The organism is Methylophaga sp., from assembly GCF_965655755.1.
GTDB lineage: Bacteria > Pseudomonadota > Gammaproteobacteria > Nitrosococcales > Methylophagaceae > Methylophaga.
Map to the genome: position 1 here is coordinate 25,558 of NZ_CBFHHW010000014.1, position 14,909 is coordinate 40,466.

Consider the following 14,909-nt stretch of genomic DNA (forward strand, 5'->3'; position numbering starts at 1 on the left):
ACACGATGGCTAAACGTACAGATATTCAAAGTATTCTTATTCTGGGCGCGGGTCCGATTGTTATCGGCCAGGCCTGTGAATTCGATTATTCCGGTGCACAGGCATGTAAAGCGCTGAAAGAAGAAGGGTACCGTGTCATTCTGGTGAACTCGAATCCCGCGACCATCATGACTGATCCAAACATGGCTGATGCGACTTATATCGAGCCAGTTAACTGGGAAGCCGTCAGTAAGGTAATCGAAGCCGAGCGCCCTGATGCCATTTTGCCCACGATGGGGGGGCAAACAGCACTCAACTGCGCGCTGGATTTAGAAAAACACGGTGTGCTGGAAGAGTTCGGCGTTGAAATGATCGGCGCAGACAGCGAAGCAATTAACAAAGCGGAAGATCGTGATTTGTTTCGTGCTGCGATGCGAAAGATTGGACTGGATATGCCGCTATCGGATATCGCCCACACGCTGGATGAAGCCATTCAAGTCCAGGAAAAATTCGGCTTTCCCGTGATTATCCGGCCTTCGTTTACCATGGGTGGAAGTGGCGGCGGTATTGCCTATAACAAGCAGGATTTTATTGAGATTTGCCAACGCGGCTTGTACCTGAGCCCGACATCTGAACTGCTGATCGAAGAGTCCATCATCGGTTGGAAAGAATATGAAATGGAAGTGGTGCGTGATCATAATGATAACGCCATCATTATCTGTTCGATCGAAAATTTCGACCCGATGGGTGTTCATACCGGTGACTCCATTACTGTCGCGCCAGCACAAACGCTGACAGACAAGGAATACCAGATCATGCGTAACGCTTCGTTAGCAGTATTGCGTGAAATTGGTGTTGATACCGGTGGTTCGAATGTACAGTTTGCCGTTAATCCGGAATCAGGCCGTTTAATCATTATTGAAATGAATCCGCGGGTCTCACGTTCATCCGCCTTAGCTTCTAAGGCCACCGGTTTTCCGATTGCAAAAGTCGCGGCTAAGCTGGCAGTTGGCTATACCCTGGATGAGTTGCAAAATGAAATAACGGGTAATGCGACACCAGCATCATTTGAACCGTCGATTGATTACGTCGTCACCAAAGTGCCACGATTCACCTTCGAAAAATTCCCTCAGGCTGATAATCGCCTGAGTACCCAGATGAAGTCTGTGGGTGAGGTGATGGCGATTGGACGTAATTTCCAGGAATCTTTGCAGAAAGCATTACGTGGTCTGGAAATTGATAAAGATGGCTTGACTGAGATTATTGATCTCAACGAAGAAAATATTGAAGAGACTTTGCGTCGTGAATTGAGCCTGCCTGGTTCAGATCGTCTTTGGTATGTTGCTGATGCGCTTCGATTTGGGATGACTTTTGAGGAAGTACAGCGTCTCTCACATATCGACCCATGGTTCCTGGTGCAAATCGAGGAGCTGGTGAAGATTGAAAATAATCTGAAAGAGCGCTCTCTAAACGATTTGGATCAGAGTGAAATGTTTGCGCTTAAGCGTAAAGGTTTCTCTGATTCACGCCTGGCTAAGCTGTTGCAGAAAACAGAGAAGCAGGTGCGCGAATACCGGCAGGAAATGCAAATCCGTCCGGTTTATAAACGTGTTGATACCTGTGCTGCTGAGTTTGCAACCAGTACTGCTTACATGTATTCCACCTATGATATGGAATGTGAGGCTGAGCCAACGGATCGCGACAAAATCATGATTCTAGGTGGTGGCCCCAATCGTATCGGTCAGGGTATTGAGTTTGATTATTGTTGTGTTCATGCGGCGTTAGCACTGCGTGATGACGGTTATGAAACTATTATGGTGAACTGTAACCCTGAAACAGTTTCTACTGACTATGACACCTCAGATCGTCTGTATTTTGAATCACTGACGCTGGAAGATGTGCTGGAAATCGTCGATCTCGAAAAACCAAAAGGTGTCATTGTTCAATTCGGTGGTCAAACACCACTCAAATTGGCGCGCGCACTTGAAGCTGCCGGCGTACCGATTATCGGTACATCACCGGATGCGATTGACCATGCGGAAGATCGTGAGCGCTTTCAGCAAATGGTGGATAAACTGAACCTGTTGCAACCACCTAACAGATTGGCTCACTCTGCTGATACCGCAGTGGCGTTAGCATCTGAGATTGGTTACCCGCTGGTAGTGCGTCCATCATATGTTTTGGGTGGTCGAGCCATGGAAATCGTTTATAACGAGGATGAACTACAGCGTTATATGACCAGTGCAGTAAAAGTCTCAAACGATTCACCGGTATTACTTGATCGTTTCCTGGATGATGCAATTGAGGTGGATGTGGATGCGATTTGTGATGGCAAAGACGTCCTTATCGGCGGCATCATGGAGCATATAGAACAAGCGGGTGTGCATTCTGGTGACTCAGCCTGTGCACTTCCACCCTACAGTCTGAGTAATGCGATACAAGACCAATTGCGTGAGCAAGTGCGACAGATGGCGCTGGAATTGGGTGTAAAAGGTTTGATGAATACCCAGTTTGCAATCAAGGGTGAAGAAATTTACATTCTTGAAGTAAACCCACGGGCATCACGGACTGTGCCTTATATTTCCAAGTCTATCGGTGTGCCGCTGGCCAAAGTTGCTGCGCGCACTATGGCCGGAATGAGCCTGAAAGACCAAGGGATAGATAAAGAAGTTGTGCCAAGTTATTACTCGGTGAAAGAAGCGGTATTCCCATTCATTAAGTTTCAGGGAGTGGATCCTATTCTGGGCCCTGAAATGAAATCGACCGGTGAAGTCATGGGGGTAGGCCGCAGCTTTGGTGAAGCATTTGCCAAGTCTCAGCTGGCCGCATCGGTAGTTCTACCAACAGGCGGTAAAGCTTTTATCAGTGTTCGTGAAGCTGATAAGGTGGCAGCGGTTCAAATTGCAAAAGATCTTGCGGCACTTGGCTTTTCATTGATGGCGACTCGCGGTACACAAAAGGTGCTGGTTGATGCCGGAATAAGCTGTGAGCCTGTCAACAAGGTAGCTGAGGGTCAGCCTCACATTGTTGATATGATCAAAAACGATGAAATTAATCTCATCGTTAATACCACTGAAGGTCGACAATCCGTTGCGGATTCGCGGGAGATTCGACGTGCTGCACTACAACATCAGGTGAACTACACCACAACATTAGCGGCCGCACGTGCCACGATCCAGGCGTTGAGCAGCGAAGATATTGTTTCCGTTAACAGATTGCAATCGTTGCATGGAGAATTGAATTAATGGCTGTACCTATGACCCTGCGCGGTGCTGAAGCACTGAAAGAGGAATTGAAACACTTGAAAAGTGTTGCACGTCCAGAAGTTGTGCAAGCAATTTCAGAAGCACGAGCCCATGGCGATTTAAAAGAAAATGCCGAATACCATGCTGCAAAAGAGCAGCAAAGTTTTATCGAAGGTCGCATTCAAGAGCTTGATGGCGTTTTGTCTAATGCCCAGGTGATTGATCCGGCCACATTGCCTCAAGATGGTCGTGTTGTTTTTGGTGTCACGGTGTCACTCTTAAACATTGATACTGATGAAGAAAAGTCATATCAGATCGTGGGTGATTATGAATCTGATATCAAGCTGAACCGTATCTCTGTGTCATCGCCGATTGCTCGCGCTTTGATTGGTAAAGAAATTGACGATATTGCTACTGTGGAAGCGCCCGGAGGCAATATCGAATATGAAATTATTGAGATTACCTACGCGAGTTGATGAAAGATGATGTCGGGCTATACCGGTGAAAGACTTTTATTAACCCTCTGGGTGGGAAGTCTATGGGCGATTGGTTATTTAGCCGTGCCCATTGCATTTGCCAATCTTGATTCCAGTATTGCCGGCGATTATGCCGGCAAGCTGTTTTTTGCTGTCAATATGCTGGGTATTGCTGCCGCGGTGATTTTATTGATAAGCCGCTTATTTATCTTTGGCTTTAAACGCTTTCATTTATTCTGGCGTAGTTGGATGTTATTGCTCATGCTGGCGTTAAGCTTGGTCTTTGTCGGCTATCTACAACCTGAAATGCAGGCGATAAAACTGCTCGAGTGGCAGACGGATAGTGCGCTAGCGGAACGCTTTGGTCGATTACATAAATTCAGCGAAAACCTTTATTTGCTACTCAGCCTGTTTGGTTTGATGATGGTTTTAACCACAGACAAACGTGCAGAAGCAGACGAGGTCTGATATGGCAAAAAGTAAATCCAGCCAAGGTTGGTTAAAAGAACATTTCGACGATCAATACGTCAAAAAAGCCCAGAAGGAAGGGCATCGCTCGCGCGCTACTTTCAAGCTGGATGAGATCGATAAAAAAGATAAATTGCTTCGCAGTGGCATGAGTGTTGTCGATCTCGGTGCAGCACCGGGCGGTTGGTCTGATTATGCTTTTCGCAAGGTCGGCGACGAGGGAACGGTGGTTGCGCTTGATATCCTTCCTATGACGCCTTTGACCGGCGTACACTTCATAGAAGGTGATTTTCGTGAAGATCACATACTCGACGAACTTAATAAAGTTTTGGATGGTCGAGAAATAGACCTTGTATTATCGGATATGGCCCCCAATATGTCAGGTGTAGGGTCAATCGATCAGCCAGCTAGCATGTACTTGGTTGAGCTCGCTTTGGATTTTGCCGTGAACAATTTAAGTAAACAGGGTTGTTTTCTGGTCAAAGTGTTTCAGGGTGAAGGATTTGATGCATTTATAAAGCAAATGCGTGATAGTTTTAATAAGGTGGTAACCCGCAAGCCCGACGCATCAAGAGCCAGAAGTCGGGAAGTTTATTTGCTGGGTAAAGGTCTCAAATAACACAGTAGTTTCAGATTGCTATCAACTACTCGAATTTTATTTAATCACTGTATGTGATTATAAGTGGTAATCAGAGGTACCAAACATTGAATGACATGATGAAAAATATAGTCCTGTGGGTCGTGATCGCGATCGTACTGATGTCCGTGTTTAATAATTTCGGTCCTCAAGATAATAAAACAGGCGAAATGGACTATTCGACCTTTATTAGCAACGTGAAAAACGGTGCTGTTTCCAATGTGGAAATTCAGGGCCGCACTATTTCAGGTGAACTCACCGACGGCAGTCAATTTAAAACATACAGTCCTGAATATGATCCCGGCCTGATTGGTGATTTGCTTGATAATGGCGTCAGTATTCAGGCTGAGCCGGCAGAGAAAAGTAGTCTTCTGATGCAGATCTTCATCTCATGGTTCCCTATGCTGCTTTTGATTGCGGTGTGGATATTCTTCATGCGACAAATGCAAGGCGGTGGTGGCGGCAAAAACCCGATGTCATTTGGTAAGAGCAAAGCTCGCATGCTGAGTGATGATCAGGTCAAAGTGACATTTAAAGATGTCGCAGGCGTGGAAGAAGCGAAAGAAGAAGTCGCTGAACTGGTTGATTTTCTGCGTGATCCAGGCAAGTTCCAGAAGCTGGGTGGCCGTATTCCACGCGGTATTCTGATGGTAGGCTCACCGGGTACCGGTAAAACCTTGCTTGCTAAAGCGATTGCTGGCGAAGCGAAAGTGCCGTTCTTCACTATCTCAGGTTCTGATTTTGTTGAAATGTTCGTTGGTGTCGGTGCCTCCCGTGTACGTGACATGTTTGAGCAAGCCAAAAAACATGCGCCATGCATTATCTTTATCGATGAGATTGATGCTGTGGGTCGCCATCGTGGCGCCGGTGTGGGTGGTGGTAATGATGAACGTGAACAGACTTTGAACCAGTTACTGGTTGAAATGGATGGTTTCGAAGGCAATGAGGGCGTAATCGTGATTGCGGCCACTAACCGTCCAGACGTGCTTGATCCGGCTCTATTGCGTCCCGGTCGTTTCGACCGTCAAGTGGTCGTGCCATTGCCTGACATTCGGGGTCGTGAACAGATAATAAATGTTCATCTGCGTAAAGTGCCTGCTGCTGAAGATGTTGATGCGCGCGTCATCGCGCGTGGTACACCAGGTTTTTCAGGTGCCGATTTAGCCAACCTCGTTAATGAGGCTGCGTTGTTCGCCGCCCGTGCAAATAAACGTATGGTCAGCATGGAGCATCTTGAACTCGCTAAAGATAAAATCATGATGGGCGCGGAACGTCGTTCCATGGTGATGAGTGACAAAGAAAAAGAACTCACTGCTTACCATGAGGCGGGTCACGCTATTGTTGGGCGTCTCGTACCTGGCCATGACCCTGTCTACAAGGTCAGCATCATACCTCGTGGTCGTGCGCTTGGTGTCACCATGTTCTTGCCGACAGAAGATAAATACAGTCTGACTAAACAAACATTGGAGAGTCAGATTTCCAGTCTCTATGGTGGTCGTTTGGCAGAGGAAATGATCTTTGGTGGTGAAGCAGTGACCACAGGTGCTTCGAATGATATTCAGCGCGCTACAGAGTTAGCCCACAACATGGTCACCAAATGGGGCCTGTCCGATAATATGGGACCGATGTCTTACGGTGAAGATGAGGGAGAAGTTTTTCTTGGACGAAGCGTAACCCAGCATAAAGCTGTATCCGATCTAACGGCTAAGAAAATTGATGAAGATGTAAGAGCAGTCATTAACCGTAATTACGAGCGCGCCCAGAAGTTGTTAACGGACAATACCGAAAAACTGCATATCATGGCACAGCTGTTAATGAAATATGAAACCATCGACAGCGATCAGATTGATGCGATTATGGAAGGACGCGAGCCAGGTGAGCCCAAAGACTGGAATGACCGCTCTTCACCCCCATCAGCCAGTACAACAGATTCTGACGAGTCGGAAACCTCTTCAGGCAAACCGGCTGACCAATTGCATTAAGAGGAACACACGTCGTGCTATTTGATTGCGCGGGCAAGTCGCTGGACTTGTCCGTCCCTCGCATTATGGGCATTCTCAATGTTACCCCCGATTCATTTTCTGACGGGGGTAAGTTTTTTTCACCTGATGCGGCACTTCAACAAGCTTTAAAACTGGTTGGAGAGGGCGCTGATATTCTTGATATCGGTGGCGAATCAACCCGTCCCGGTTCAGAAATTGTCCCTGTTCAGGAAGAAATTGATCGTATTTCGCCGGTCATAGAAGCTATCAGTGCTGAGCTTGATGTACCGATTTCGATCGATACCATGAAAGCAGATGTTATGCGCGCTGCTGTTCAGGCTGGTGCCGGACTTATTAACGATGTCAATGCATTACGCAGTGAAAATGCGCTTCAAACAGCGGCAGAACTGAATGTGCCCGTTTGCTTAATGCATATGCAGGGTACGCCCCAGACTATGCAGCAAGAGCCGCATTATGAGGATGTAGTGACTGAGGTTGAAACATTTTTGTTAGAGCGTATCGCTGCTTGCCAACAGGCCGGTATCAAGCCTGAAAGAATCATGCTGGATCCCGGTTTTGGTTTTGGTAAACGAGCACGCCATAATTTAAGACTGATGAAACACTTATCACGTTTGACCGCACTGCCTTACCCTGTTTTGGTGGGCGTATCACGCAAATCGATTATTGGCGATATGCTGAAGGTGTCTGTTGATGAGCGACTCGCGGGTAGTTTGTCTTTAGCTTCCATTGCTGTTTGGCAAGGCGCTAAACTGATACGCACACACGACGTGAAAGAGACTGCTCAGGCTGTTAAGCTATGCCATCACGTGAGGCAGGTAGAAGATTTTGACTAAACAAAGACGTTATTTTGGTACGGATGGCATTCGTGGCCGGGTCGGTGATGGTGTTGTCACGCCAGATTTTGTTTTAAAGCTGGGTTGGGCTGTTGGCCGCGTACTAGCAAAAGAAAAAAACAGTCGGGTGATCATAGGTAAAGATACCCGTATTTCAGGTTATATGTTTGAATCTGCACTTCAGGCCGGCTTGTCTGCCGCTGGTGTCGATATCTATTTATTAGGGCCAATGCCCACTCCTGCTGTGGCCTATCTGACGCGTACTTTTCACGCGCAGGCCGGTATTGTTATCAGCGCCTCACATAATCCTTATTATGATAACGGTATTAAGTTCTTCTCGGCCGAAGGTACCAAGCTGCCGGATTCGATAGAACTTGAAATTGAAGCGATGCTGGAACAGCCGCTGGAAACGGTGGATTCCACACGGTTGGGTAAAGCTCATCGTATTGGGGATGCGCCGGGCCGTTATATTGAGTTTTGTAAAAGTACCATTCCATCAGGCGTTGCTCTGGATGGCCTCAAAATTATTGTTGATTGTGCCAATGGCGCGACCTATCACGTGGCACCAGATGTTTTCCGGGAATTAGGTGCAGAAGTTGTAGTCATGGGCGCAGAGCCTGATGGCTTCAACATTAATCAGAATTGTGGTTCAACCGAACCGCGATTGTTGCAGCAAGCGGTGCTGGAGAATAAAGCTGACCTTGGTCTTGCACTTGATGGTGATGGTGACCGCATCATTATGGTTGATCACCGCGGTGAAATTGTGGACGGCGACGAGCTGTTATTTATCATTGCACGAGCCCGACAACGTAATGGCGATCAACAAACCGACATCGTCGGCACACAGATGTCGAATCTGGGCTTGGAACATGCCTTAGCGAAGTTTGATATGACATTGCATCGCGCTCAGGTAGGTGACCGTTATGTGATGGAAAAATTAAAGCAGGTCAGTGGCCGTATTGGTGGTGAAGCATCAGGTCACATTATCTGCCTTGATAAAACATCAACAGGTGATGGCATTGTCGCTGCATTGCAAGTACTTGCCGAAATTTGCCAGACAGGGAATAGCTTGCATGCGCTTCGCTCTGTGGTGACTAAATATCCTCAGCAACTGATAAACATTAAAATTAGCAAAATGGTAGATATTTCCAGCAATGAAGAGATTGCTGCTGCCGTGGCTTCTATTGAGAAGCGACTGGGGAATGAAGGTCGTGTATTACTGCGTCCGTCAGGCACAGAACCGGTTATCCGAGTTATGGTCGAGGGTCGCGACGCGACAATGACTAAAAAGCTTGCTCAGGAACTGGCGGATATTATTAAAGGCATTGTGGAAGCCTGAATATCGTTTTGCAATCAGTTTTTTGCTAGGCCTTAATTGTTATACAATACATCCAATTAATGACTTGTTCTGGCAGCGTATTCGTATCAATAGCGAATACATTCAACAGAGCTTTGAAGTCATTCTGATGTCTATTTTTTATTTCGAGAGATTGTATTTGTGCGTAAACCGCTAGTTGCTGGTAACTGGAAAATGAACGGCTCTAGCGCGAGTAATAAGATCTTGCTCGAGGGTATTCTTGCCGAAGCTGAGAGCTTTTCATCTGTAGACGTAGCATTGTTCCCGCCGGCAGTTTATTTGTATCAGGTTCAGCAAGCTCTGGCCGGAACGGGCTTGTTTTGGGGTACGCAAAATCTGTCTCAGTTTAATCAGGGGGCTTATACCGGTGAAATATCGGCAACCATGCTCGCAGACTTTGACTGTGATTATGTGTTGATCGGTCACTCAGAGAGACGTTGCCTTTATGCTGAGCTTGATTTGGATCAGCGTGTGCTGGACAGAATTGTCGCTGAAAAATATGAAATGTCAGTCAAAGCAGGCATCACACCTATCATCTGTATAGGTGAAAGCCCAGAAGAGCATGCAGTAGGGCGAACAGAAGAAGTTATTGCCCGTTTGCTGGATACAGTCATTGCTTATCAGGGGGTTGAAGGCCTCGCGCACACGGTGCTAGCTTATGAGCCTGTATGGGCTATCGGTACCGGTCGATCGGCAACACCGGAATGGGCACAAGATGTACACAGCTTCATGCGTCAGCGTGTGGCAAAGCATGATCCGTCGATAGCGGAATCATTAAGCATACTTTACGGCGGCAGTGTAAACAGTAATAATGCTGCGCCATTGTTTTCACAACCTGATGTAGATGGTGGACTGGTAGGCGGTAGTTCATTGAACGCTCAAGAGTTCGTCAAGATATGTCAGGCCGCAGTTTTAAAATTAGGTTAACTACATGCACGCTATAGTTTTAACAGTACATATTGTTGTTTGTCTTATGCTGGTCGGTTTCATACTGATTCAGCATGGTAAAGGCGCTGATGCCGGCGCAGCTTTTGGTGGCGGCGGTAGCGGCGGCGGAGGCGGTGCTTCTGGCAGTCTGTTCGGCAGTCAGGGGTCAGCTTCTTTCCTGAGTCGCACCAGTGCTATTCTTGCAGCCATTTTCTTTACTACGAGCTTAACGCTGGCTTATTTCTCTGTCGACAGACCTGAAAAAGCGGAGAGTGTGACACAGTCCGTGCCGGCTCAACAAAAAGCCGAAGAAACTCCTGCAGATTTACCGGAATTGCCGTAAAATACGCAATCCTTGCCGATGTGGTGAAATTGGTAGACACGCCATCTTGAGGGGGTGGTGGGCATAGCCCGTGGCGGTTCGACTCCGCCCATCGGCACCAAGATACAGGCCAAGTTCTTGAAATATCAAGTACTTGGCCTTTTTATGTGTTGTCTGATCGGTGTCACACCAAGTGGTTAAACAAGAAGCTCTGCTTGGGGACTTATCATCCCAGCAATGTATATCGTGGCATATTCAATGACAAGCTTGAGATACACCGTAAAATTAGTTACCAGCTTTATTGATATAAAGTAATCCAGCTACTTTTTTGTTCAGTCTCATCCAAAGTATTCTGTGTCTGCAATGACTCTGTCATGAACCAATGACTTTGCAAGTTCAAAAATATCAGGGTTGTAGCGGTTATTACAGCTTTCCATGATCTCAATGGCTTCATTGAATGTTTTGCTAGTCTTGTAAGGCCTAATACCTGCTATGGCATCTAATGAATCAGCTATGGTGATTATATTAACCTCAGTCGAAATAGCTTTACCATTTTTTCCATCAGGATAACCAGAGCCGTCGTAGTACTCATGGTGGTATTTCACAATATCTTTAATCAGTGGGTCTATTTCAAGGTCTGAAATAATTTCGTAACCAATCATAGGATGCCGTTTGATGTATTGCCAGTCTAAATCATCGAGCTTACTTGGTTTAATTAGTATCTCGTGTGGGATTGCTATTTTCCCGATGTCATGAATTTTTGCACCGAGTATTAAGTTCGATATATTCTCATCATATAATCCCATAGCAGTAGCTATTTTTTTCGCAATCGCACCTGTTCTATTCATATGGCCGACAGTATAGGGGTCTTTTTTTTCAATCGTATAAGATAGAGCAGTCGTTGTTTCAGTTAACACTCTTACAAGATGCTTTTGTGCTTCTACTGTCTCGGTAAGATCGATGAATTCTGCAAAACGATAGACTTCACCATCAAGAGCAAGTACGTAGGGAAATACCAGGGCGTGCTTACTTTCTCCTGATTTTGTTTTTAATCTCAGTGGATATTTATCTTTACGATTATTGGCAAAGACCTGCATAAGCAGATGGTGATCATCGCTGTTAGTTAGCTCAAGTGCATGCATGCCTTCGAGCTCATTTTTGCTATAGCCACATAAACTGACAAAACTATCGTTGGCGCCTAAGACAACTCCCTGCTTGGTAATACAAGTGGCATGAGGGAAGATAGATAGTTCCTCAGTTACAGCCCATGGTCCATGGACCTTTAGACACTTGACTATGAATTGACGCAGCTCATCCTGAATGTTTTCTTTTAGTTCTTTTTTCATCAGTTGCTCCTTGCAAACCCGCGAAATCGATACTATCTCAGCTTGTCTTGAATTTCACCCCCACGATAAAAAATAATTAATTCCAGATAAGAGGAAAGTTCAGTGTCATAAGCGTCATTTAGCCCTTGCTCTCCATCAAGTTTCCTGATTGGGACCTAGGTCAGGTTCTAATCCAAACTGCCCTCTATATTGTTGATACGGTGTTCATAATGCTCTATTAGAGCACAGTGCCATCAGTGATTGTATCAACTCTGATGAATTGCAACGCCTGAACCAAATGCGAGGGAGAACCCCTCGTGGCACATATATACGCCTGCTATTTAACGGTTCACGGTCGGTGCAGGTTCCTGAGGTGAATCGGCAGGCTTACGCCTCTCTGGTCCGCTCAGAGGCAAACCTCAATTAGATCGCACATAAACTGAACATGTCCCACCATATTGAAATTCGTTAGGCTCTCGATGTCTTGCGGGAGTTCAGACAACGCTTGATCGGGTCTAGTGAAATGAAGGGTATGCAGTGAATCCGGCGCGGGAGAGGCTTCCACGGCGTACTGTCATATTTGCTCGATCATGATGAGCCTATACTTGTTACAGGCACAGTTACTCCCGGCAGTGCAAAACAGATGACAGATGAATTTGTGGCGTTGAGTGGAACCTGTGCCGATATTGTCAAACCTACCTGGCATAACTCTATGAGATTGCCATCAGGTGAGCATTTGCCTATGGATAAATGGGCTGACGTTGCACATGACTCTATGCGTGACATGAGGTATCCAGACTTATCCCATTGGCACCAGGATTTTAAAACAATATAGGATTCAATATCTTGTGCGGTTTTTTGTTTCTGGAAATCGTGATGGTACACAAATGGTACATACACGTTAGCAAATCATCCTTATTCAAATTATTGAGTATAAAAATATCTATTCTATCCGAATAGAATCTAGCTCTTTAGTAGCCGTTTATTAAACAATTTCCTATTACGCTCCGTAATATCGGAATTCCTTCGATGAAATAATTAATCACCAATTTTTTAGTTTACATTTCTTTACAATTGAAATGATTTGGTAAATAATGTTGCGAACGATTATCGTTAAGGTTAAATATGAGAAAAAAACACCAAACTACAACATTATTTTTACATCGATCGCTTCGCAACTCATTAATCACTTTCATGGCCACCACATTGTTCAGCACGGCAGCTTATGCTGCAGAGAACGCCTATGAGTTGGACACAATCAGTGTTCAGGGCAATGAGGAGTCTGGTTATGCCGTTGACCAATCAAAGTCGCTAACTAAGACCCGTGTACCGTTGTCAGAGTCGCCCTTTTCAGTTCAGGTCATACCGGAAACCGTTTTCACTGAACAGAATGCATTGGGCTTGGAAGACGTTTATCGGAATGTCAGTGGTGTTGTTGAGTCTGGTAATACGCTTAATGCTCAATCAGAAGTGCTGCCTTTTATCAGAGGCTTTGAGTCACCCACCGTTTTACGCAATGGCATCAGAGCGACCCAGGTTGGCGCAGTCGATTTATTCAATATCGAGTCCGTAGAGGTTCTCAAAGGTCCGGCTTCAATTCTCTTTGGTGCACTTGAACCTGGTGGTGTATTGAACTACACGACCAAAAAGCCAAGAGCTATCCCCAGTGTCAGCCTCAAACAGCAATTCGGCAGTGATGATTATTATCGTACAACCGTGGACGCTACTGGGCCGGTGAATGAGAATAAAGACCTGCTTTACCGTTTTAACCTGGCTTATACCGACTCACAATCTTTCCGTGACGAAATAGATCTGGACCGGATCGCTGTCTCGCCGGTCATTACCTGGCTAGCCACGGACCAGACAGAACTGACATTGGATTTCAGCTATACAAGGGAGCGAGTGCCCTACGATAGTGGTGTTCCTGTCGATGAGAATGGTGACAAGCTGGTTCCGGATGATACTTTCTTTGGTGATCCCAGCCTGGAAGGACGCACACTTGAGGACATTTTTGCCGGCTACACATTGGAACACCAGTTCAATTCGGTATTTACACTCACCAATCGTTTACAGTTCCACCGCAGTCTGCCCAAAAACGAATCCATTCGTAATCGCGGTGTTATCGGTACGCCGGGCAATGAACAGTTAAGACTGCGCTATCAGAACGAAGAACGGGTTGAGGATGAACTGCAGTTTGTTACTGATCTGACTGCCGATTTCGATACCGGCAGTCTGAATCATCAAGCGCTGATTGGTTTGGATCTCATCAAGCAGGAAAGTGAGTTCAGACGCTTCCGGCAAAACCTGGCTAGTATCGATATCAACGCTAACCCGGATGTCAGCTTCACCCCACCGTCTGATCTGCAGCTGAGTAAGGATTTAGACTCAGAGATGGAATGGGCCGCTGTCTATTTTCATGACCAGATTTCGATGCTTGAAGACGGCCGTCTGAAACTGCTCGTGGGAGGACGTTATGACTCAGTCAAACAAACGGACAACCTGGAATCGAGTTCTTTCCGGGATCAGGAGTTTACCGGTCGTGCCGGTTTGCTTTATGAACTGACCCCGAATCTGTCACCTTATGTCAGTGTCAGTGAATCGTTCAACCCACAATCAGGCAGTACTGTTGATCGGAGTGGCGCTGTGCTGGCACCGGAAACAGGCTTGCAGTACGAAGCAGGCTTGAAGCTGCAAAGCCTGGACAAGAAATGGCTCTCAACCATTGCTGTGTATGAGATTGAAAAAGAAGATGTCGCGGTTTTTGATAGTGACTTCTTTAATGATACCGGTGAAATCACCTACTTTCCGGGGGTTGAGCAACGTAGCCGTGGTGTTGAATTCGACATAAGCGGCGAAATCTCACCGGGCCTGAACCTCATCGCTAACTATGCTTATACCGATACAGAAGTATTGAAAAACGATGGTGATCCAGACAGTGTCGGTGAGCGACTGGGTAACGTACCGCTGCACACCGCTCGTTTATGGCTATCCTATGACTTCCAACCTGGCAGCCGTTTTGAACACTTTGGCCTGGGTGGCGGCGTGAGATATGAAAGCGAACGTCTGGCGCAATTTGATACTGATATTACGCTGGATGACTACACCGTTTATGATGCTGCACTTTGGTACCGCAAACCGGTCAGTGGTGGTAATGTGCTGACAGCACAGCTCAATTTCAGAAATGTTTTTGATGAAGATTACTACGCCCGTGCGAGTGATCAGTCCATCGTCCACGCTGGACTTCCCTTCTCTGTCTACGCCACTGTGGGACTTGAGTTTTAAAACCTCATCACCGACTCACTGCTATCATTGGCAGTGAGTCGGCTCATTCTAAAAG

11 protein-coding genes and 1 tRNA gene are annotated in these 14,909 nt (G+C 46.3%); 11 read left to right on the forward strand and 1 reads right to left on the reverse strand.

What is annotated here, in order from left to right; all coding sequences use genetic code 11:
- Positions 1-5 precede the first annotated feature (5 nt).
- The 10 genes from carB to ACTF5U_RS06400 all read left to right on the forward strand — a co-directional run bounded on the left by carB (position 6) and on the right by ACTF5U_RS06400 (position 10,368).
- On the forward strand, positions 6-3,224 hold the full coding sequence (carB, locus tag ACTF5U_RS06355; RefSeq protein ID WP_438970804.1) for a carbamoyl-phosphate synthase large subunit: 3,219 nt from the start codon (positions 6-8) through the stop codon (positions 3,222-3,224).
- Positions 3,224-3,700 (forward strand): transcription elongation factor GreA, encoded by a 477-nt coding sequence (greA, locus tag ACTF5U_RS06360; protein ID WP_438970805.1) that lies wholly within the window; start codon positions 3,224-3,226, stop codon positions 3,698-3,700. The genes carB and greA overlap by 1 nt, the downstream gene beginning before the upstream one ends.
- Before the next feature lie 6 nt (positions 3,701-3,706).
- Positions 3,707-4,168: a DUF4149 domain-containing protein gene (locus ACTF5U_RS06365; protein WP_438970806.1), complete on the forward strand. Its 462-nt coding sequence runs from the start codon at positions 3,707-3,709 to the stop codon at positions 4,166-4,168.
- 1 nt (position 4,169) lies between these two features.
- Positions 4,170-4,787 carry a 23S rRNA (uridine(2552)-2'-O)-methyltransferase RlmE gene (rlmE, locus tag ACTF5U_RS06370; RefSeq protein WP_438970807.1) on the forward strand — a complete coding sequence of 206 codons (618 nt, stop codon included), beginning with the start codon at positions 4,170-4,172 and terminating at the stop codon, positions 4,785-4,787.
- A gap of 95 nt (positions 4,788-4,882) precedes the next feature.
- A complete protein-coding gene (gene ftsH, locus ACTF5U_RS06375; RefSeq protein WP_438970808.1) occupies positions 4,883-6,787 on the forward strand; it encodes an ATP-dependent zinc metalloprotease FtsH in 1,905 nt (634 codons plus the stop codon).
- A gap of 14 nt (positions 6,788-6,801) precedes the next feature.
- Entirely contained in the window at positions 6,802-7,641 is an 840-nt protein-coding gene (gene folP, locus ACTF5U_RS06380; protein ID WP_438970809.1) for a dihydropteroate synthase, read from the forward strand.
- A complete protein-coding gene (gene glmM, locus ACTF5U_RS06385) occupies positions 7,634-8,980 on the forward strand; it encodes a phosphoglucosamine mutase (RefSeq protein ID WP_438970810.1) in 1,347 nt (448 codons plus the stop codon). The genes folP and glmM overlap by 8 nt, the downstream gene beginning before the upstream one ends.
- Before the next feature lie 159 nt (positions 8,981-9,139).
- Positions 9,140-9,925, forward strand: a complete 786-nt coding sequence (gene tpiA / locus ACTF5U_RS06390; RefSeq protein ID WP_438970811.1) for a triose-phosphate isomerase — start codon at positions 9,140-9,142, stop codon at positions 9,923-9,925.
- Between the two features lie 4 nt (positions 9,926-9,929).
- Entirely contained in the window at positions 9,930-10,268 is a 339-nt protein-coding gene (gene secG, locus ACTF5U_RS06395; protein WP_438970812.1) for a preprotein translocase subunit SecG, read from the forward strand.
- Between the two features lie 14 nt (positions 10,269-10,282).
- Positions 10,283-10,368: transfer RNA gene (locus ACTF5U_RS06400), tRNA-Leu, on the forward strand.
- Between the two features lie 217 nt (positions 10,369-10,585).
- On the opposite strand, the gene ACTF5U_RS06405 is transcribed toward ACTF5U_RS06400, so the two are convergent.
- Positions 10,586-11,593: an HD-GYP domain-containing protein gene (locus ACTF5U_RS06405; protein WP_438970813.1), complete on the reverse strand. Its 1,008-nt coding sequence runs from the start codon at positions 11,591-11,593 to the stop codon at positions 10,586-10,588.
- A 1,104-nt stretch (positions 11,594-12,697) separates the two neighbouring features.
- On the opposite strand from ACTF5U_RS06405, the gene ACTF5U_RS06410 reads away from it, so the two are divergent.
- Positions 12,698-14,854: a TonB-dependent siderophore receptor gene (locus tag ACTF5U_RS06410; RefSeq protein WP_438970814.1), complete on the forward strand. Its 2,157-nt coding sequence runs from the start codon at positions 12,698-12,700 to the stop codon at positions 14,852-14,854.
- Positions 14,855-14,909: the final 55 nt, after the last annotated feature.